The sequence below is a fragment of the Methyloversatilis universalis FAM5 genome (assembly GCF_000214035.2).
In the GTDB taxonomy this organism is placed as follows: domain Bacteria; phylum Pseudomonadota; class Gammaproteobacteria; order Burkholderiales; family Rhodocyclaceae; genus Methyloversatilis; species Methyloversatilis universalis.
On the sequence record NZ_AFHG01000031.1, the window covers coordinates 1 to 18,832 of the forward strand.

Annotated in this window: 18 protein-coding genes; 5 read left to right on the forward strand and 13 right to left on the reverse strand. The window is 68.0% G+C overall.

Features of this window, described 5'->3' with window-relative positions; all coding sequences use genetic code 11:
• The 8 genes from METUNV1_RS04570 to METUNV1_RS04605 form a co-directional block, all read right to left on the reverse strand.
• On the reverse strand, positions 1-536 hold a 536-nt coding region (locus METUNV1_RS04570; RefSeq protein ID WP_043359075.1), incomplete at its 3' end, for a sulfate ABC transporter substrate-binding protein.
• Between the two features lie 111 nt (positions 537-647).
• Complete coding sequence (locus tag METUNV1_RS04575; RefSeq protein WP_008059307.1) at positions 648-1,241, reverse strand: HD domain-containing protein; 594 nt, start codon at positions 1,239-1,241, stop codon at positions 648-650.
• Positions 1,238-2,197 carry a sulfotransferase family protein gene (locus tag METUNV1_RS04580; RefSeq protein WP_043359077.1) on the reverse strand — a complete coding sequence of 320 codons (960 nt, stop codon included), beginning with the start codon at positions 2,195-2,197 and terminating at the stop codon, positions 1,238-1,240. Before METUNV1_RS04580 ends, METUNV1_RS04575 begins: the two co-directional genes overlap by 4 nt.
• 17 nt (positions 2,198-2,214) lie before the next feature.
• Entirely contained in the window at positions 2,215-4,407 is a 2,193-nt protein-coding gene (locus METUNV1_RS04585; RefSeq protein ID WP_008059311.1) for a pyruvate kinase, read from the reverse strand.
• A 490-nt stretch (positions 4,408-4,897) separates the two neighbouring features.
• Positions 4,898-5,983, reverse strand: a complete 1,086-nt coding sequence (locus METUNV1_RS04590) for a sigma-54 interaction domain-containing protein (RefSeq protein WP_008059313.1) — start codon at positions 5,981-5,983, stop codon at positions 4,898-4,900.
• 37 nt (positions 5,984-6,020) lie between these two features.
• Complete coding sequence (locus tag METUNV1_RS04595; RefSeq protein ID WP_008059315.1) at positions 6,021-7,028, reverse strand: sulfate ABC transporter substrate-binding protein; 1,008 nt, start codon at positions 7,026-7,028, stop codon at positions 6,021-6,023.
• Between the two features lie 79 nt (positions 7,029-7,107).
• The gene (locus tag METUNV1_RS04600) at positions 7,108-7,932 is read right to left on the reverse strand and encodes an EAL domain-containing protein (RefSeq protein WP_008059316.1); all 825 of its coding nucleotides are present in this window, start codon (positions 7,930-7,932) and stop codon (positions 7,108-7,110) included.
• 34 nt (positions 7,933-7,966) lie between these two features.
• Positions 7,967-8,152, reverse strand: coding sequence for a hypothetical protein (locus METUNV1_RS04605; protein WP_043359079.1), 186 nt, complete (start codon positions 8,150-8,152; stop codon positions 7,967-7,969).
• Between the two features lie 266 nt (positions 8,153-8,418).
• Here METUNV1_RS04605 and METUNV1_RS04610 point away from each other — a divergent pair, with 266 nt between their 5' ends.
• The 5 genes from METUNV1_RS04610 (at position 8,419) to METUNV1_RS04630 (ending at position 13,234) form a co-directional block, all read left to right on the forward strand.
• Positions 8,419-8,913 carry a rhodanese-like domain-containing protein gene (locus METUNV1_RS04610; protein WP_008059319.1) on the forward strand — a complete coding sequence of 165 codons (495 nt, stop codon included), beginning with the start codon at positions 8,419-8,421 and terminating at the stop codon, positions 8,911-8,913.
• A 58-nt stretch (positions 8,914-8,971) separates the two neighbouring features.
• Positions 8,972-9,940 carry a serine O-acetyltransferase EpsC gene (epsC, locus tag METUNV1_RS04615; RefSeq protein WP_008059320.1) on the forward strand — a complete coding sequence of 323 codons (969 nt, stop codon included), beginning with the start codon at positions 8,972-8,974 and terminating at the stop codon, positions 9,938-9,940.
• Positions 9,937-10,257, forward strand: coding sequence for a helix-turn-helix domain-containing protein (locus METUNV1_RS04620; protein WP_008059323.1), 321 nt, complete (start codon positions 9,937-9,939; stop codon positions 10,255-10,257). The genes epsC and METUNV1_RS04620 overlap by 4 nt, the downstream gene beginning before the upstream one ends.
• 114 nt (positions 10,258-10,371) lie before the next feature.
• Positions 10,372-11,301, forward strand: coding sequence for a family 2A encapsulin nanocompartment shell protein (locus METUNV1_RS04625; protein ID WP_008059324.1), 930 nt, complete (start codon positions 10,372-10,374; stop codon positions 11,299-11,301).
• A 1-nt stretch (position 11,302) separates the two neighbouring features.
• The gene (locus tag METUNV1_RS04630) at positions 11,303-13,234 is read left to right on the forward strand and encodes a family 2A encapsulin nanocompartment cargo protein cysteine desulfurase (protein WP_008059325.1); all 1,932 of its coding nucleotides are present in this window, start codon (positions 11,303-11,305) and stop codon (positions 13,232-13,234) included.
• Positions 13,235-13,321: 87 nt separating this feature from the next.
• On the opposite strand, the gene METUNV1_RS04635 is transcribed toward METUNV1_RS04630, so the two are convergent.
• The 5 genes from METUNV1_RS04635 to METUNV1_RS04655 all read right to left on the reverse strand — a co-directional run bounded on the left by METUNV1_RS04635 (position 13,322) and on the right by METUNV1_RS04655 (position 18,831).
• A complete protein-coding gene (locus METUNV1_RS04635; protein WP_008059331.1) occupies positions 13,322-13,918 on the reverse strand; it encodes a nitroreductase family protein in 597 nt (198 codons plus the stop codon).
• Between the two features lie 131 nt (positions 13,919-14,049).
• Entirely contained in the window at positions 14,050-14,733 is a 684-nt protein-coding gene (locus METUNV1_RS04640; RefSeq protein ID WP_008059333.1) for a class II aldolase/adducin family protein, read from the reverse strand.
• 160 nt (positions 14,734-14,893) lie between these two features.
• Positions 14,894-15,487, reverse strand: coding sequence for an FMN reductase (gene msuE, locus METUNV1_RS04645; protein ID WP_008059334.1), 594 nt, complete (start codon positions 15,485-15,487; stop codon positions 14,894-14,896).
• A 68-nt stretch (positions 15,488-15,555) separates the two neighbouring features.
• Positions 15,556-16,584, reverse strand: coding sequence for an ABC transporter substrate-binding protein (locus tag METUNV1_RS04650; protein WP_043359092.1), 1,029 nt, complete (start codon positions 16,582-16,584; stop codon positions 15,556-15,558).
• 366 nt (positions 16,585-16,950) lie between these two features.
• Positions 16,951-18,831, reverse strand: a complete 1,881-nt coding sequence (locus tag METUNV1_RS04655; protein ID WP_008059338.1) for an ABC transporter ATP-binding protein — start codon at positions 18,829-18,831, stop codon at positions 16,951-16,953.
• Between the last annotated feature and the right edge of the window lies 1 nt (position 18,832).

Genomic DNA, 18,832 nt, shown 5'->3' on the forward strand with positions numbered 1-18,832 from the left:
GTGGCGTCCGAGCCGCCCGGCTGCTTGGCCGCGTAGGCCCAGGCGGCGAGGTAGTTCCAGCGCGCGCCGCCCGAGGTCTTGGGGTTGGGGGTGATGACCTCGACGCCGGGCCGGACCAGATCGTTCCAGTCCTTCAGGCCCTTGGGGTTGCCCTTGCGCACCAGGAACACGATGGTGGAGGTGTAGGGCGAGGCGTTGTGGGGCAGGCGCTTCTGCCAGTCGGCGGGGATGAGCTTGCCGTTGTCGTGCAGGGCATCGACGTCGTAGGCCAGGGCGAGGGTGACCACGTCGGCTTCGAGGCCGTCGATGACCGAGCGGGCCTGCTTGCCGGAGCCGCCGTGGGACTGCTTGATGGTGACGTTGTCGCCGGATTTCGCCTTCCAGTGCTTGGCGAAGGCGGCGTTGAAGTCCTGATAGAGCTCGCGGGTCGGGTCGTAGGACACGTTGAGCAGGGTGATGTCGGCGGCCAGGGCGCTGCCGGCGAGAGCGGTGCCGAGCAGCAGGCTGGCGGCGAGGGTACGCAGGGCGGTTTTCATGGTGGGGCTCCGTGTGCGGTCAATCAATGCGATGGATTGCACTGTAGGGAGCCGCCCGGGCGGTGCGAACCAAGAAGAAATGCGTTGCTTAGATCATTCTCTTTGCAGAGCTTATTCCGCCGATGAATATGCGGTGCGCGCCGCAGCCCCGGGTACTTCTGTCAGCGCCGCGAAGCCGCGGCGCACCGCGGCGTGGAAGCGCGCCTCCAGTTCGGCGTGCGTGCCGCGCAGCGCGGCCACCACTTCGCCCGACCAGGACAGATAGCGGACGCGCCGCTCCAGCGGCCAGTCCTGCGGCGGGTTGTCGATCACGTCACGCACGTTGGCGATCTTGTCGGCCAGCCTGACCAGTCGGGCCGGCGGGCTGTAGTCGTGCGCCCGCAGCACCTGTATCGCCTTGCGTTCCGGCTTCGGCAGCGTCATGTCGTCGCTCAGTTCGGCGACGATGGCGGCGACCCGGGCACCGAAATGCCGCTGCAGCTCCGCTTCGCTGGTATCGGTGTCCTCCAGCGTGTCGTGCAGCAGCGCGGCGATCAGCGTGTCGGTGTCCTGCACGCCGCCTTCGCGGGCCAGGATGGTGGCGACCGCGATCGGGTGATGGATGTAGGGCGCCCGGTCCGCGCTCTTGCGGGTCTGACCCTGATGCTTCAGCGCGGCGAAGGTCAGCGCTTCCAGCAGCGCCGCGGATGCGAAAGACGCGGTCATGCGGCTGCTCCGCGCGTGTCGGTGGCGTAGCCCATGTCGGCCGCGATCCGCTGCAGCGAAGGCAGCACCCGTTCGATCTTCCCGGCGTGCGCGTGCTGCCGCCACTTCTCCAGCCTGATCTCGAACAGCGGGTCATAGGGCTTGTCGAGCAGCGAGGCGGCGTGGGCGCGTATGCCCTCGTCGAAGGGCAGATCCAGCCGGTCGAAAATGTCGAACAGCCCGTCGGTCGGGTTGCGCACGATGTCCTCGTAGAACACCTCTATCCACTGTCCGGACGGAATCGCGGCCTTTGCGTTCAGGATGTCGCGGTGGATGGCTTCGTACTGGAAGGCGCATACCTCTTCGACCGGCGCGTTCAGGTAGTCGCGCCAGCCGCGCGGCAGGTAGTGGCACCAGCGGGTGAGCCGGCCGCCGTCCACCGCCACCTGCGCCGGCAGGTCGCGCGCCCAGGTGCCGAAGCGCTCGGGCCTGTGCCAGCCCTCGATCATCGAATTGAGCGTGTCGCCCGGATTGCGCTTGATGTAGACGAAGGTGGCATCCGGAAACAGCGCGTGCAGATAGGGCACCGCCAGACCGTGCTGGTTGTTCTTGTCGACGAAGCGGGTACGGCCGGTATGCGCGTAGAAGTAGCGGGTGATCAGGTCGCGGTCGCTGTCACGCGCGTCGGAGGCGTCCAGCACATGGCTGTCCCAGTCCTTGTGTGCCGGGTGGTGCAGGCGGTCCCACACCGCGTAGATTTCCCGGTTCAGCGAGCCGATGGCCGACGATTCGGTCAGCGTCTTGTAAAGCATCTGGGTGCCGGAGCGGCTGCCGCTCACCACGAATACCGGCCGTTCCGCGCGCAGCCGGGTGCGGTCCCACCAGGCGCCGCGCAGGTCGGTGAGCGTTTTCTTCGCGTGGTGGCGGACGGTCTTGTCCACCTTGAGCCAGAACCGGGCCACGGCGTTCTGTTCCATTGCGGTGTCTCCGGTGCTCATGCGTGGAACAGCGGCTGGCCCGCCTTCAGTTCGGCGCTGATCATGTCCTGCACGATGCCGCGCACATACCAGTCGGGCAGTGGCTCGCCGCGCAGCAGCGAATCGCGCACCCGGGTGCCGCTGATCGCCTGCGCGTCGTCGTGCAGGCCGCTTTCGTAGGCGCCGGTGGCCGGGTTGTAGCCGATGGCGTCGAAGAACACCGGCGTGATGCCGGTGTCGCCCAGTTCGTCGAACAGGGCGCGGTAGCTGCGGTCGTCGTAGAAATCGCCGACGCCGGCGTGGTTGCGGCCGACGATGAAGTGGCTGCAGCCGATGTTCTTGCGGCAGATCGCGTTGAACACCGCCTCGCGCGGACCGGCGTAGCGCGGGTAGGTGGCCAGTGCGCCGAGCAGCACCTTGCCGTTCGGGTACAGGCCGAAGTCGATCAGCATCTGGTAGCTGCGCAGGATGGGGCGCGGCAGGAAGTCGCCCGGCTTCTTCGGGCCGATCACCGGATTGATGAACAGGCCGTCGGCATTGGTGCGCTCCAGCGCCTGCAGCTGCAGGTGCTCGTGCACGCGATGGCTGATGTTGCGACCATGGAAAGCCACCACCTTGCTCCAGCCCTTGTGCGCGAAGATGAAGCGGCTCTGCCGCGGCGTCAGTTCGAATTCGCGCCAGGGCGAGGGCCGCTCCTCGATCAGCGTGATGGCGCCGGCGACGAAGTGGTCGCCGTTGCGGAGCAGCCGGGCCACGCCCGGGTGCTCGGTGGAGGCGGTGCCGAAAGCCAGGTGGCCGATCTCGTCCAGATCGTGGCGGTATACCTCGCTCACGTCGATCACCGCATGGGCACGTCCGGCGTCGTCGGTCAGCACCTGGCGCTGTCCGGCGGCCAGCGTGCGGGCGCGCTCGGCGTCCACCTGCAGCAGCACCGGCACGGTCCAGGCCGCACCGTCCGGCAGCCGCTTGCGGTGCAGCACGCTGATCAGCGTTTCGCGGTCCATGAAACCGGTCAGCGGCGAAAAAGTGCCGACGCCGATCTGGTGCGCGTCCAGCAGGTCGGTGTCGCGCACGGTCAGTCGCGGCAGCGTGTCGAGATCGGCGATGGCCGCCGCCGGGCTCACCCGGTTCACCAGCGTGCCGCCGTGCGGCTCGATCAGCAGGGAGGTCGGGTCGGTCGGCACATAGGCCAGCCCCTCGTGATGCGGCGCCGGCGTACGCGCATTGAGCACGCGGAATTCGCGGATGAGCTTCACGATCATGGCGACGCAGCCCACCGGGTCCTTGCCGATCGCGGTTTCGGCTGCCAGCACCAGACCGTCGGCGCCGTCGAGCAGGGTGTTGATCACGTCATTCACTTCGGCCCGGGTCGGTCGCGGCGCGGTGATCATCGATTCCAGCAGATTGGTGGCGACATACACCTTGCGCCGGTGCGCCTGTCCGCGCGCGATGATGAGTTTCTGCAGCGCCGGGATGCGTTCGATCGGCTCCTGCCGCGACAGGTCGCCGCGGTCAATCAGCAGCGCGTCCGACCTTTCGGAAATCTCGTCCAGATTGATCAGGCCGTTGCGGCACTCGATCTTGGAAATGAGGAAGGTGTCGTCACCGACCAGCGCCCGCACCTGGTCGACGTCCGAACCGCGGTTGGCGAAGGACAGCGCCACGTGACGGATGCCGACCGAGCGGCCGTATTCCAGCGCGGCGATGTCCTTGGCGGTCAGCGTGTCGAGCGCGATGTCGCGCTCCACGGTGACCGCCTTGTTCTGGCCGATCACGCCACCGTGCAGCACCCGCATCGCCACCTTGGCGTCGTCGCGCGAAATCACCTGCACCAGCACCGAATTGAAATCGATGCTGATGAAGTCACCGACCTCCAGCTTGTCGATCACGTCGTCCGGATAGAGATTGAAGTTGAACGCGTCGCCCGGCACGCGCAGCTTGTGCGCATGCACGATGCTGTTCTCGCGCACCGCGATCTCGCCATTCAGCATGTCGCCGGTACGGATCTGCGCGCCTTCGGTGTCGAGGCAGATCGGCACCGCGCTGCGGCTGCGGATGAAGTCGATCACCCTGGGCAGGTCCTGCAGCTTGGTGTGCGAGAGGTTGATGCGGAAAAGATTGACGCCCAGCTCCTCCAGCCGCGCGAGCACGCGGTCATTCAGCGATGCGGGGCCGAGGGTGCAGAGGATTTCCTTGTCGGGTGCGGTCATGGTGTCGTGTCCTGTCGTGATCGGTCGGTGCGCTACGGATGCCGGATGAATGTCGCCCGGAGGTTCGGTTGCATCGGGCAGGCGCGCCATTGCAGGGGGTTATCGCAAGAGGTGTGCCACGCGCTGGACATGAAGATTTCGTGACGCAGTCGTCACTTTCCACGCACGGTCGTGACCGATGCACGGAAAGCCTGTGCCGGTCTCTACAGCGCTGTGAGCGGGAATGCGTGAATCCGCACACCGCCGGATGTCTTGCGGATCATTCCGAATGCATGGAAGAGGTGGGTGGAGGTGGCGGCCGGTGCGAACGCCGGACACGGACTCTGCATCGCCGGTGCGCCGTGGCGAAGCACGCAGCGGCAGCTCGGCGCTGAACCGTGTCTGGCGCCGGTGGGTGTCCGGTGCGGGAGGCGAAAGCGGAAGAGCATGGGCGAGAGCGCGGCGGAAGGCGCTGTGCAGGGCCGCACAGCGCCGGCGGAACGCGGACGCGTCAGCGCCCGGCCGCCGGGGTGTCGATCAGGCCGTGGCGCTTGAGCAGCGTGCGCAGCACGTAGCGCGAGATCGACAGCGCGTCGGCGGCGTGCACCTGGTTGCGCTGGCAGGCGTCGAAGGCGGTGGTGACCACCAGCCGTTCCAGCGTGTCATACAGCGCGGGCGCGCCGCGTGCCATCAGGCCGCGCAGGTCGCGCTCGATGCGCGCCAGCAGCTGTTCCGGCGTTTCTTCGACGGCCGGGCCGGAGGGCGCGCAACTGGCGCCGGCCAGCCTGAGGTCTTCGATGTCGATGCGGCCGTTGCGGCTCACGATGAGCGCGTAATGCACCACGTTCTCGAGTTCGCGGATATTGCCCGGCCAGTCGTACTCCACCAGCGCCTCGCGTGCCTGCGGCGTGATGCCCACGCCCTCGATGCCCAGGCGCAGGCCGTACAGTTCGATGAAGTAGTCGAGCAGCGGCGGAATGTCGCCGCGCCGCTCGCGCAGCGGCGGCAGCGCGATCGGCGCCACATTGAGCCGGTAGTAGAGGTCGGAGCGGAAGCGGCCGGCCTGCACCGCGCGCCACAGATCGACGTTGGTGGCGGCCACCAGCCGCACGTCGACCGGCTGCGGTGACCGTGCGCCGAGGCGCACCACCTGCCGCTCCTGCAGCACCCGCAGCAGTTTCACCTGCAGCGCCTGCGGCATGTCGCCGATCTCGTCGAGGAACAGCGTGCCGCCGTCGGCGGCCTCGAACCAGCCGGCGCGCGCGTGGGTGGCGCCGGTGTAGGCACCGGCCTCGTGGCCGAACAGTTCGGCGTCGATCAGCGATTCGCTCAGCGCACCGCAGTTCACCGCGACGAAGGGGCCACTGCGGCCGCTCACCGCGTGGATGTGGCGGGCGACCAGCTCCTTGCCGGTGCCGGTTTCGCCGATCACCATCGCGGTCACGTCGCGCGCGGCGATGCGCTCGATGTCGCCCAGCAGCGAGACCGATGAGGGGTCTTCGAACACCAGCGCCGAAGCGCGGGTGGTCAGCGAGCGCTCGCCCGGACGGGGAAAGGTGAGGCGGCGGCCGGGCAGGGTGGCGAGATTCTGGGTCATGGCTGCAGCCGGACGCGCGGCGTCCGGCTTCGTCCGGTCAGCGGCGGGTGACGATCTGGTCGTACAGCGCGCCGTCGGCGAAATGGGTTTTCTGCACCGCCTCCCAGCCGCCCAGCCGGCCTTCGACCGTGAAGGTGCGGATGGCCGGGAACTGCGCTGCATACTTCTTAAGCACCGTCTCGTTGCGCGGGCGGAAGTGGTGCTTCGCAATGATGTCCTGGCCTTCCGGCGAGAACAGGTACTGCAGATAGGCTTCCGCCTGCTTGCGGGTGCCGCGCTTGTCCACCACCTTGTCCACCACCGCGACCGGCGCGGCGGCTTCCACCGACAGCGACGGATACACGATGTCGAACTGGTCGCCGCCGACTTCCTTGTCCAGCAGCACCGCCTCGTTCTCGAAGGTGATGAGCACGTCGCCGATGCCGCGCTGGGTGAAGGTGGTGGTGGCGCCGCGGCCGCCGCCGTCCAGCACCGGCACGTTGGCGAACAGCTTGCTCACGAAATCCTTCGCAGCGGCCGCGTCGTCATTGTGCTTGGACAGCGCATAGCCCCAGGCCGCGACATAGGTGTAGCGGCCGTTGCCCGAGGTTTTCGGGTTGGGCACGATGACCTGCAGGCCCGGCCGCACCAGGTCGGACCAGTCCTTGATCGCCTTCGGGTTGCCCTTGCGCACCAGGAAAACCGTGGTCGTGGTGTAGGGCGCGGCGTCGTTCGGCAGGCGCTTGCGCCAGTCCGGCGACACCAGATTGTTCTTCACCAGGATGTCGATGTCCGGCGACTGGTTCATCGTGATCACGTCGGCTTCCAGTCCGCCGATCACCGCGCCGGCCTGCTTGCTCGAACCGCCGTGCGACTGGTTCAGCGTCAGCGTTTCGCCGGTCTTGCCCTTCCACTGCGCGATGAACGCCGGGTTGATGTCCTTGTACAGCTCGCGCGCCACGTCGTAGCTCACGTTGAGCAGCGTGGCGTCGGCGTGCGCCGGCAGGGCGGCGGCCAGCAGCGACAGAAGAGCGGCCGAGATCAGGGTTCTGCGACGGATGAGCATGACGACTCCGGAAAGGGGTAAGCGCTGCAGCTTAGGCGCGAGTGATGAGCGCGTGAAGTAACAAGAAACGATGTACTTATCACTCTTCGGAATAAGCAAGCCGGCGGGCGGCGGGTGTGGCAGGCCGCGGCCGGCCCAGTGCGTGGCCCTGGGCCAGCGCGACGCCGGCCTCGCGCAGCCGTGGCGCCAGTCCGTCCTGCCCGACCCGCTTCACGATGAGCTGAATGCCGTGACGGGCGCACAGGTCGGCATGCCGGCTGATGTCACGCAGCGTGTCGTCACGGCCGCCGTCCAGTTTCACGAAATCCGGCCGCACATGACGTACCAGTTCGCCGATCTGTTCGCCACGCGCCAGATTCACGCCGACCCGGTAACCGTTGTAGCGGTAGTTCAGCAGCACGTAGGCAAGCAGCGAAAGGTCGCTGCTCATCGCCTCCGGCGACTCGATCACGATGCGGCGGCGTTCGATGTCCAGCGCCGACAGCACCCGGCCGAAGGCACTGCCATGGTCTTCGCCCACCGCCAGCATGAGCCGGCCATGCACGTTCAGGAACAGGCTGGCGTCGTCGCCGGCGCGGCCGAAGTAGTTCAGCACGTGCAGCGTGCGGCACAGCCGGTCCAGTTCGATCAGCGCCTCGTCGCTGGCCGCGTTGGCGAACAGGTTCCAGGGCGACAGGTCGCCGCCGGTCTCGTCGAAGGATCGGATGAAGGCCTCGTGGCCGATTTCGCGCCCGCGGTCGAGATGGATCAGCGGCTGGAACACCGACGACAGGCTGCTGCGCAGGAAGCGGCCGGCGACCCGGCCTTCCGGCGTGGACCATACCGCGTGCCCGCCGTCGGCGCTGCGCGGCAGGTCGTGCAGATAGCGTTCGAGAGCGGAGCGGGCGGTGGCAACCGTGCTCATGATGTCCTCCGCGGGGTGCCGACGGCGTCCGCCGTCATTCGATCAGGATGAAGGTGCTGTACAGCAGCGCGATGCCCAGGCTGAACACGACCGCGGCCAGCACCTTGTCGACCAGCGGAATGGGCTGGGCGTGCAGGGCGGGCTCCGGCGGCGGTTCGGTGCGCTGCGGCGTGTCATGGCCTTCGGCGCGCACGGGGCGAGAAAAGTCCGGGCTGTTCATGGGACCACTGTAGTGCGCCCCCGGGCCGCGCCCAACCAATCAATTCTGCTGAGCTTATGCAGCGGCGCTTAGCGGAAATCCTGCGCTGCTTTCCATGGATTGGATCTGAAATTCAATTGGTTTGAGTGCGCGGTGGCGGCCGATAGATTGGCGTCACCGCAGCGGCTGCCGACGCAGCGACGCGGTGCCGGCCCGGCGTGGCGCGATGAGGTGTCCTTCCTCCGCAGGCCCCGGGACGGCGATGTCCTGCCGAGGAGGAATGAACCATGACTGCAGCAATCCAGGGCGCGACTGCGTCCGCAACCCGTCCGGCGGTGCTCGACGCGCCGCCGCTGTCCATCGCCCGCGAACGGGCCGAACACGATGCGCTGCTCTATGCCGGCGGCGTCACGCCGGAACAGGCCTGGGCGCTGGTGAGCGCCGGTGAGGCGGTGCTGGTCGACGTGCGCACCGCGGAAGAACGCAAGTTCGTCGGTCATGTGCCGGGCAGCGTGCATGTGGCCTGGGCCACGGGCACCTCGATGACCCGCAATCCGCGTTTCGTGAAGGAGCTGGAAACCCGCGTCGGCAAGGACGTGGTCATCCTGCTGCTGTGCCGCAGCGGCAAGCGTTCGGCGGCTGCGGCCGAAGCGGCCGCCAAGGCCGGTTTCCGCCACGTGTTCAATGTGCTCGAAGGTTTCGAGGGCGAACTGAATGGCGACGGCCAGCGCCGCAACAGCGGTGGCTGGGTGGTGCGCAGCCTGCCCTGGCAGCAGGACTGAAGATTCACCGGCGGCCGCCGGGCGGCTGCCTTCAATCACCCGGCAACGGAGATCCCGCATGACGCTCAAGAAAGGCGGCCTCACGAGGGCGGTCGAGTCCGAAGGTTCCTGGCAGCTCGATCGCATCGTGACCGAGCTGCGCGACATCCGAGCGCGCTGGCGTGGCGCGCAGCAGCGCCAGACCGAATGTGGCGCGCGCGAGTTTCCTTCGCGCGACGCGCTGCGCGACATTGCCGAAGCGCTGTGCGCGGCCCTGTTCCCGATGCGGCTCGGTCCGTCCGACCTGCATCAGGAAAGTGAGGATTTCTTCATCGGCTACACGCTGGACGCCGCGCTCAATGGCCTGCTGCATCAGGTCAGGCTGGAACTGCGCTACGACGCCCGCCGCGCGAACACGCCGCAGACCGAGGTCGACGCGCTGGCGCGCGCCATCGTCGCCGAATTCGCGCTGGCGCTGCCCGAGCTGCGCGCGCTGCTCGACACCGACGTGCTGGCGGCCTACCAGGGCGACCCGGCCGCGCGCAGCGTGGACGAAGTGCTGCTGTGCTATCCGGGCGTGATCGCGGTCATCCATCACCGCATCGCGCACCGGCTGTATGCGCTGGGCGCGCCGCTGGTGGCCCGCATCATCGCCGAAGCCGCGCATTCGGCCACCGGCATCGACATTCATCCGGGGGCGCAGATCGGCGCCGGCTTCTTCATCGACCACGGCACCGGTGTAGTGATCGGCGAAACCGCGGTGATTGGCGAACGGGTGCGGCTCTACCAGGCGGTCACGCTGGGCGCCAAACGTTTCCCGACCGACGAGGAAGGCACGCTGCAGAAGGGCCTGCCGCGGCATCCGGTGGTCGAGGACGATGTGGTCATCTACGCCGGTGCCACCATTCTGGGCCGGGTCACGATAGGGCGTGGTTCGACCATAGGCGGCAATGTGTGGCTCACCCGCAGCGTACCGGCCGGCAGCCACATCACCCAGGCCAGCTCCCAGCACACCAGCGTGCTCCCAACGGAGCTGGCGGCGTCATGAGCCCGCGTCCGGTCGTACTGCCGCCGGCGGTGGCGGATGCGCTCACCCGCCGCTTCGGCCGCGCGGTGCGCGAGGTGCGCGAAGCCCGCGGCTGGTCGCAGGAGGTGCTGGCCGAGCGCGCCGAACTGAACCGCTCCTATCTCGGTGAAGTCGAGCGCGGCGGCGCGATGCCCTCGCTGGCCACCGTGGCCAAGCTCGCTTTCGCGCTCGATCTGCCCACCTCTCATCTGCTGGCCCGCTGCGAAGCGGGCAGCGCACTGCTGGCCGACCCCGGCCGTGCCGCCGGCTGGCCGGCGTCGGAGCAGGCCTCCGCATGAAGCGCGCACAGCCGGCATTGATGGCTATAGCCGGTTGATCGGTGCTTAGAAGAAACAGATATTTGCTTAGCAGCATTTCGCATAAACGGAATTCATCCCCTGAAGGAGCCTCACATGGCCGATACGCCCGAACAGCTGGCACTTGGCGACAACGCCGCCCGCCAGCTTGCCAATGCCACCAAGACCGTCCCGCAGCTGTCCACCATCACGCCGCGCTGGCTGGTGCACCTGCTGCAGTGGCTGCCGGTCGAGGCCGGCATCTACCGCGTGAACCGGGTGAAGAACCCGCAGGACGTGCGCGTTGCGTGCTCGCAGCGTGACGAAGCCGAACTGCCGCAGATCTTCGTCGACTACGACGAACAGCCGCGCGAGTACTTCCTGAACGCGGTCACCACGGTGCTCGACGTGCACACCCGCGTGTCCGACCTGTACAGCAGCCCGCACGACCAGATCAAGGAGCAGCTGCGCCTGACCATCGAAACGATCAAGGAGCGTCAGGAAAGCGAACTGATCAACAACCCGGAATACGGCCTGCTGGCCAATGTGCATGACGACCAGCGCATTTCCACGCTGACCGGCGCGCCGACGCCGGACGATCTGGACGACCTGATCGGCAAGGTGTGGAAGGAGCCGGGCTTCTTCCTGACCCACCCGCTGGCGATCGCCGCCTTCGGCCGCGAGTGCACCCGTCGCGGCGTGCCGCCGCCCACCGTGAGCCTGTTCGGTTCGCAGTTCCTGACCTGGCGCGGCCTGCCGCTGATTCCGTCGGACAAGGTGCCGGTCGAGGACGGCAAGACCAAGATCATCCTGCTGCGCACCGGCGAAAAGCGCCAGGGCGTGGTCGGCCTGTTCCAGCCGGGCATTGCCGGCGAACAGAGCCCGGGGCTGTCGGTGCGCTTCATGGGCATCAACCGCAACGCGATCGCGTCCTACCTGATTTCGCTGTACTGCTCCCTGGCCGTGCTGACCGAAGACGCGCTGGCTGTGCTCGATGACGTGGAGATCGGCAAGTACCATGAGTATCCCGACACCTACAAGCAGTAACGTGAGCGGCCTGAGCTCACCGCTGCCGCCCGGGGCGCCGGACGAATCCATCCTGTCGCGGCTGGCCAGCGAACTGTTCGCTGCGCTGCCCGGCCAGACGCCGCCGTCGTTCGACGCACCGCTGAGTGCGGCACCCACGCCGTCGCCGCAGGCGCCCGCGCTGCCGCTGCCGGCCGATGCGCCGTCCAGCCCGGCTTTCGCCGCGGCACCGGTGGCGCCGCAGCACGCGCTGTCGCTCGGCGCCTCGTCGCCGGCACTGGTGCCGCATTCGAGTGCGGGCAACGGACTGCCGGATGCGGCAGTCGACGCGGTACCGGTCGGCGCACCGCGTGCCGGCGGGGTGCAGGGCGTGCCCGAAGCCTATGCGGCGGCGCTGCCGGTGGTGGGGCACGCTTCGCCGCAGGCGGGGGGCGCTTCGGTACCGTCTTCGCCCTATTACTTCCTGGGCGAGGCGAGTGCGCTGCAGTCGGCGCCCGGCGGTGCATCCCAGGGCGCTGTCAGCGTGCCGGACGACGACCGCGTGAGCGCGCAGTCCTTCGGCCTGCCCGGTGGCGACGCCCTGCGTGCACTGCTGGCTGCACCGTCGCGCGAACCCGCACTGCCGGTCTCGGCGGCGCCGGCAGCGTCGGACTACTACTTCGTGCAGCCGCAGTCAGTGCCCACCGTCGGCCACGCCGGCCGGGTGCCGAACGCCGACGCCGGCCGTCACCCGCCGTTCGACGTCAATGCGGTGCGGCGCGATTTCCCCATCCTCGCCGAGCGCGTGAATGGCAAGCCGCTGGTGTGGTTCGACAATGCGGCGACCACGCAGAAGCCGCAGGCGGTGATCGACCGGCTGGCCTACTTCTACGCGCACGAGAATTCCAACATCCACCGCGCGGCGCACGAACTGGCCGCCCGGGCGACCGATGCCTACGAGGCGGCGCGGCAGAAGGTGGCGCGCTTCATCGGCGCCGGTTCGGTCGAGGAAATCATTTTCGTGCGCGGTGCCACCGAAGCCATCAATCTGGTGGCCAAGAGCTGGGGTGCGAAGCACATCGGCGCCGGCGACGAAATCATCGTGTCCAATCTGGAACACCACGCCAACATCGTGCCGTGGCAGCAGCTGGCGGCCGAGAAGGGCGCGAAGATCCGCGTGATTCCGGTCGACGACAGCGGTCAGGTGCTGCTGGAGGAGTACAAGCGCCTGCTGAACGAGAAGACGAAGCTGGTGGCGGTCACCCAGGTGTCGAACGCACTGGGCACCGTGGTGCCGGTGCAGGAGATCGTCGATCTGGCGAATCGGGCCGGCGCCAGAACGCTGGTCGATGGCGCGCAGTCGGTGTCGCACATGCGGGTGAACGTGCGCGCGCTCGATACCGATTTCTTCGTCTTCTCGGGCCACAAGATTTTCGGCCCGACCGGCATCGGCGTGGTGTACGGAAAGCGCGACGTGCTGGAAGACATGCCGCCCTGGCAGGGCGGCGGCAACATGATCCAGGACGTCACCTTCGAGCGCACGATCTTCCATCCGCCGCCGGCGCGTTTCGAAGCCGGGACCGGCAACATCGCCGATGCGGTGGGGCTGGGCGCGGCGCTGGATTACGTCGACCGGGTGGGCATCGAGAACATCGCGCGTTACGAGCATGACCTGCTGGTCTATGCCACGCACGCGATCCGCGACATCCCGGGTGTGCGGCTGATCGGCACCGCGGCCGACAAGGCCAGCGTGCTGTCCTTCGTGCTGAAGGGCTACTCGACTGACGAAGTCGGCCGTGCGCTGAACCAGGAAGGCATTGCGGTGCGCACCGGCCACCATTGCGCGCAGCCCATCCTGCGCCGCTTCGGCGTCGAAACCACGGTGCGTCCGTCGCTGGCCTTCTACAACACCTGCGAAGAGGTTGATCGCTTCGCCACCGTCATCCGGCGGCTGGCGGGGCAGCGCAAGGTGTAGGTCCGGCCGGCAGACGGTGATGCAGCAAGGAAAACGGCGAAGCGCAGACATGCGCTTCGCCGTTTTTTCTGCAGGGCCGGCCCGCGTTCAGTCGAACGCGAAGCGCCCTTCGGCCACCAATTCGGTCAGCGGCTTGCGGGCATTGGGTTTTTCCCGTGCCTGCAGTTCCGGCGACAGCGTTGTCGCGTCGGTCTGGCGGCCGATGGCGATCACGATGTCCACCGAGTAGCCGTCGGGGATGCCCAGTACGCCCGGTGCGGCAGTGCGGTTGAAGCCGCCGATGGCGTGCGTACGCCAGCCGGACAGTTCAGCCTGGAAGGCGAGGCTGGCCCAGGCGGCACCGGCGTCGAGCGCGTGGGTGCGCAGCGGGCTGGTTTCGCTTTCGCCCGGCCGCTGGTGATGGGTGCGGCTTACCAGCACCACCAGTGCGGACGCGTTTTCTGCCCACACCTGATTGCCCGGATTCAGCAGCGACAGCAGATAGGTCCAGCGGCCTTCGTTCCTCCGGGCATAGATGAAGCGCCAGGGCTGGCTGTTGTTGGCCGAAGGTGCCCAGCGCGCCGCCTCGAACAGCCGGAACAGTTCGTTTTCGGGAATGGTTTCGCCGGTGAAGGCGCGCGGTGACCAGCGATTGATGAACAGCGGATGGATGTCGTGATCGGCGATGCGGGCGGTGTCGGTCATGGCGGTTCGGGTGGCGTGAGATGGATAAGGGGACGCGCGCGGGAAGAAAAAAGCCGGGCCCTGCGGCCCGGCGAACCTGATGCGATACGGAGCGCGAACGCCCGCAATGCGCACGAGGAGGAGTGAGCGGTTCAGCCCTTGTAGGCGAGTGCCCTGTCCAGCAGGCCGGTGCGTCGCCATTGCAGTTCGATCGCTCCCGGCGTGTAGGGCTGGGCGCCGCCGATCTGCGCGGCGATGGCCTGGAAGCGCGCCGCCTCCTCGATCAGCAGGATGAGCTGGGCGGTCTTCACGATGCCGCGGCCCCAGAAATTGGCACCGCCATTCGATTCCAGCAGCGCCGGTGGCGGCGCCAGTTCCGGCTGCGTGTCCAGCCGTTCGCGCACCACCTCGAGCACGCTGCGGGTGCGCTCCAGATGATTCGGGATTTCCCGCGCCAGCAGATGGCGCTGGGCCGCGACGTAGAGAATCGGGAAGGGTTTGTGCGCGAGCGACCACGCGGCCAGATACGGCGTGTGCGCGTGGATGACGGTGTCGGCATCCAGCCGCTCCTCGTTCAGCACCGATTCCGGATGATCGGAGAAAGCGGACACCGAAATCCGCGGTGAGCGGTCGGTGTCCCACGGCGACGGAAAACGTATCGTCAGCAGCCGGTCGTGACCCGGAATGCGGTGGCTCACGTGAAAGGTGAGGCTGGCGGACAGCGTGCCGGTTTCGCGCAGGAAGTTGAAGGCGTGCTGGGCGTCGCGCCGGGCCTCTTCGACGAAGGAGACGAGGTCGATGTCCTGCTGGGTGTCAGCCCTGTCGGGTGCGTTCATGTCGGGATTCCGTTCGGAGGCGTTTTCAGGGGCGGCCCGACGCGACCGTTGCTGGTCGCCGGGCCGGCTTCGTTGCGCGGTGGCTGCGTGCGGGCATGCGTCATGGCACGGCCGGCCGAGCACCACCGCGTGTCGCGGTCGGCGCGCTTGTGCATCGCGCTCAGGCGGCCACGCTGGTGCGCGCGGAACGGGCGGTGGCGGCGGAGGCCGATTCCGCGCCGAGCTGGCGCAGTGCCCGCGCCGCTTCGAGCGCGGCATCGACCACGCGCGACGCCAGCGCCTCGCTGCTCACCGTGTAGTCCTTCAGGTCGGCTTCCGCGCCATAGACACCGGTCGGCAGCGTCTGCGCGCGGAAGAAGCCGAACAGCGGGCGCAGCTGGTGCTCGATCACCAGCGCATGCTTGTCGCCGCCACCGGTGGCGACAAGCAGCACCGGCTTGCCGGTCAGCGCTTCCGGCGCCACCAGATCGAATACATGCTTGAACAGGCCGGGATAGCTGCCCTTGTAGACCGGCGATGCGACCAGCAGCAGGTCCGCGCCTTCGATGCTGCGCAGCGCCTCTTCAAGCGATGCGGGCAGCGCGTTGCGGAACAGGTGGGCACCGAGTGCGGTGCCGATGTCGGCCAGATCGACGATGTCGCTATCGACCGCGACCTCGCGCTGGATTTCGGCCAGCACGGACTCGGCCAGCGCACGGGTGCGTGACGGGCGGGTGGGGCTGCCATTGACGACGACGACTTTGAGACGGCTCATGCTGTAAACCTTGATTCGGGTGAATGGAAGCCGGCCCGCGTGGCGGGCCGGTGCGGGGCCGTCGCGCTTCAGGCGGCTGCGCGCTCGAGCTGGCGGCGCACTTCGGCCAGCGGTGCCGGGTCTATCCAGGCCTGCACGTCGAAGTCGGCGGTGATGAAGCCCCACTCGAGCAGGAAATCCTTGTAGCCGCTGAGTGCCTCCACCCAGGCCGGCGCGAGGTCCGTACCCTGCTGCAGGTGGATATCGGCACCGTAGGCGCGGCGCACCCAGTCGTCGGTGGAGCCGGATTCGCGCGCGATGTAGGCGACGGTTTCCTCCGCGTGCGCCTTCGCCCATGCGCCGATGTCGACGATGCGGCGCAGGAAGCGCACCACCAGATCGGGACGCGCGGCGATCAGCGCCGCATCGACCGTGATCGGGCGCGGTGCGCCGTTGTTGGCGCGCTTGCGCGGGTCGGGATGGCTGCGCAGGTCGTACAGGATATGGGCGCCGCGCTCGACCGCCGCCTGCAGGCCGCGGGCGCCCTTGGTGAAGATGACGTCGACCTTGCCAGTTTCCAGCGCCTCGAACTCAGTGGCGTAACTGCCGCCGGCGGCATTCCAGCCTGTGGTGGCGGGGCGTGCCGGCACCGCGAGGTCGATCAGCGTGACGTCCTTCACCTGCAGGCCGCCCACTTCCAGCGCGACCGTGATGCCGCGCAGCGCGCTGGCACGCTGGTGATCGATGCTGTTGCCATGCACCGGCACGCCGATGCGCTTGCCTGCCAGATCGGCCGGGCCGCGCAGGCCGCTGTCGGGCCGCGCCAGAATGAGCTGGGCCTCATCGACCCAGTTGAGGCCGATCACCCGGGTATCGGCACCGCGCGCGCGCGCCCAGATCGCCGGCACGTTGCCGCCCTGGCGGAAGGAGGCCGGCAGCCTGTGGTCGTAATGCGATTCGCGCAGTGCCGGGTCCGCGGTGTCCTGCAGCGTGCGCAGCGTCAGCCCGTCGCCGCGGAACTCGTCGTCGAACCAGCCCTGGCGTGCGGCCAGACCCAGCGGTGTCGGCACCGGGCAGCGGGTGTACCACAGGCTGTCTATCGTGTTCGTTTCGCTCATCTTCCCGTCCTCGTCCATGTTGTCGGCGTGATCGTGTCCGCTGTTCCGGCACGGATGCAGCAACCGGTTCGCAGCTTTCGTGCCAGCGGCTGATGACGGGTGCAAGTGATTGAAATGACAGCGTTTCGTTCCACCCTGCCAACGGTTCGCGCGGATCGGACGCGCCTGCCTGCCGCAAATTCGGCATCGCATGCCGTGGGAATGTGGAAAACACGGCACTGCAGGGCGGGGTGTGACGCTGGATCGCAACCGGTGGTCGCTCCTGCGAAAGGGGCCGATACCCTGGGAGCGAACACCGGTCGCGATGCGGCCTTCATCCACGTTCCGCCACCGGTTCGGTGCCGCACGCGAAAACCGCGGCAGTCCTTACACCGTTGCTGGCGCCGGGACCGCTTCATCGCGGACTGCGGCGTCCTCGACCGAGGCCTCCTCGTACGCGGCATACAGCCGCGAATAGGCGCCACCGCGCTGCATCAGGTCGGCGTGGGCGCCCAGTTCGGCCACCTCGCCGTTCCAGATCACCGCGATCCGGTCGGCGTCGCGTATGGTGGCCAGCCGGTGGGCGATCACGATGGCGGTGCGGCCTTCGCACAGCCGGCGGAAGGCGGACTGGATGCGCCGCTCGGTCTGGATGTCCACCGCCGAGGTCGCCTCGTCCAGCACCAGCACCGACGGGTTGGCGAGATAGGCGCGCACCAGGCATACCAGCTGGCGCTGACCGTGGCTCAGATGGGCGCCCAGCGGGCCGACCTGGGTGTGGTAGCCGTCCTTCAGTCGCTCCAGCACCTCGTCCGCGCCCAGTTCGCGCGCGGCGGCGATCAGCGTCTCGTCACGGGCACCGGGTGCGGCCAGCCGCAGGTTGTCGAGCACGCTGCCGGAGAACAGCACGTTGTCCTGCAGCACCACGCCCACCGTGCGGCGCAGCGTGTGCTGCGCGTAGTCGCGCACGTCCTGCCCGTCGATGCGCACCGCGCCGTCGTTCACCTCGTAGAAGCGGGTGAGCAGCTGCACCAGCGTGCTCTTGCCGTGGCCGGTCGGGCCGACGATGGCCAGCACCTGGCCGGCCGGAATGTGCAGGCTGAGATTGCGGATGACCGGTCGCGCGGCCCGGGGCAGATAGCTGAAGGTGACGCGGTCGAACTCCACTTCGCCGGCGCGCACCAGCGGCGTGCGCGGGTGGCGCGGATCGGCGATTTCCGGCTCGGTGTCCAGCATCAGGAAAATGCGCTGCGCCGAGGAGGCACCGGTCGCGTAGCGCTCGAACAGGTCGTTCAGTTCCTGCAGCGGGCCGAGGAAAAGAAAGACGTAGAACAGGCTCTGCGCCATCTGGCCGATCGTGAGCGAACCTTCGGCGATGCCGATGCCGCCGGCCAGCAGCAGGCCGCCCATGCCGATGGCGCTGAGTACCTGGGTCAGCGGCAGGAACCAGTTCGAGCGTATCGAGCCGCGCACCAGCGTGCCGTTGAAGTCATCCAGCAGACCGCGGTAGGTGCGTGCATTCGCGTCTTCGTTCACCGTCTGCTTGATGATGCGCACGCCGGACACGGTTTCGACCAGATGGGCGGTGAAGCGCGCGCGCGCTTCGGCCACCTTCGCGAAATTGCGCTGCGACACCCGCTTGAACAGCCAGGTGCCGAACAGCAGTGCCGGCACCACGCTGGCGAGCGCAGCCAGCAGCAGCGGCGACAGCCACCACAGCGCGACCGCGGCGACCACGAAGCGCAACAGCGCCGACAGCAGTTCCGGCGGTCCCTGGATCAGCAGCGGCTCGAGCGCATCGACGTCGCGGTCGGCGCGCGAAATGATGCGGCCGGCCTTGGTCTGGTCGAAATAGCGCACCGACAGCGCCTGCACATGGCGGAACACCCGTATGCGCAGTTCGTTCAGGATGGCGATGGCGGCCGAGCCGGCCAGGTACTGCGACAGGCCGGACAGCACGAAGCGCACCACCCAGCTCGCCGCGATGCCGATAGCCATCCAGGTGATCACGTCGCCATCGAGCACCAGGCCGGTGGCGGTCTTCACGAAGCCGTGGTCGATCACCTCGCGCAGGAACCAGGGGCGCACGAAGATGGCGCCCACCAGCAGCAGTTCCAGCAGCACCACGGCGGCGATGCGGCCGCGCACCGGCGCGAGCAGCGGCAGCAGCCGCCAGAACATGCTGCGGTCCAGCGCCTTCTTCGCCAGCGCCTGTTCCAGTTCGATGTCGTTGAGCGCGGTGTGTCCGCGGAAAGCGTTGTTGGCCATG

Excerpts from the sequence above, each read along its gene's own strand:
- METUNV1_RS04575 (WP_008059307.1), bottom strand. The coding sequence starts at position 1,241 with ATGACCGCGTCTTTCGCATCCGCGGCGCTGCTGGAAGCGCTGACCTTC.
- METUNV1_RS04580 (WP_043359077.1), bottom strand. The coding sequence starts at position 2,197 with ATGGAACAGAACGCCGTGGCCCGGTTCTGGCTCAAGGTGGACAAGACC.
- METUNV1_RS04585 (WP_008059311.1), bottom strand. The coding sequence starts at position 4,407 with ATGACCGCACCCGACAAGGAAATCCTCTGCACCCTCGGCCCCGCATCG.
- METUNV1_RS04590 (WP_008059313.1), bottom strand. The coding sequence starts at position 5,983 with ATGACCCAGAATCTCGCCACCCTGCCCGGCCGCCGCCTCACCTTTCCC.
- METUNV1_RS04595 (WP_008059315.1), bottom strand. The coding sequence starts at position 7,028 with ATGCTCATCCGTCGCAGAACCCTGATCTCGGCCGCTCTTCTGTCGCTG.
- METUNV1_RS04600 (WP_008059316.1), bottom strand. The coding sequence starts at position 7,932 with ATGAGCACGGTTGCCACCGCCCGCTCCGCTCTCGAACGCTATCTGCAC.
- METUNV1_RS04605 (WP_043359079.1), bottom strand. The coding sequence starts at position 8,152 with ATGAACAGCCCGGACTTTTCTCGCCCCGTGCGCGCCGAAGGCCATGAC.
- METUNV1_RS04610 (WP_008059319.1), top strand. The coding sequence starts at position 8,419 with ATGACTGCAGCAATCCAGGGCGCGACTGCGTCCGCAACCCGTCCGGCG.
- epsC (WP_008059320.1), top strand. The coding sequence starts at position 8,972 with ATGACGCTCAAGAAAGGCGGCCTCACGAGGGCGGTCGAGTCCGAAGGT.
- METUNV1_RS04620 (WP_008059323.1), top strand. The coding sequence starts at position 9,937 with ATGAGCCCGCGTCCGGTCGTACTGCCGCCGGCGGTGGCGGATGCGCTC.
- METUNV1_RS04625 (WP_008059324.1), top strand. The coding sequence starts at position 10,372 with ATGGCCGATACGCCCGAACAGCTGGCACTTGGCGACAACGCCGCCCGC.
- METUNV1_RS04635 (WP_008059331.1), bottom strand. The coding sequence starts at position 13,918 with ATGACCGACACCGCCCGCATCGCCGATCACGACATCCATCCGCTGTTC.
- METUNV1_RS04640 (WP_008059333.1), bottom strand. The coding sequence starts at position 14,733 with ATGAACGCACCCGACAGGGCTGACACCCAGCAGGACATCGACCTCGTC.
- msuE (WP_008059334.1), bottom strand. The coding sequence starts at position 15,487 with ATGAGCCGTCTCAAAGTCGTCGTCGTCAATGGCAGCCCCACCCGCCCG.
- METUNV1_RS04650 (WP_043359092.1), bottom strand. The coding sequence starts at position 16,584 with ATGAGCGAAACGAACACGATAGACAGCCTGTGGTACACCCGCTGCCCG.
- METUNV1_RS04655 (WP_008059338.1), bottom strand. The coding sequence starts at position 18,831 with ATGGCCAACAACGCTTTCCGCGGACACACCGCGCTCAACGACATCGAA.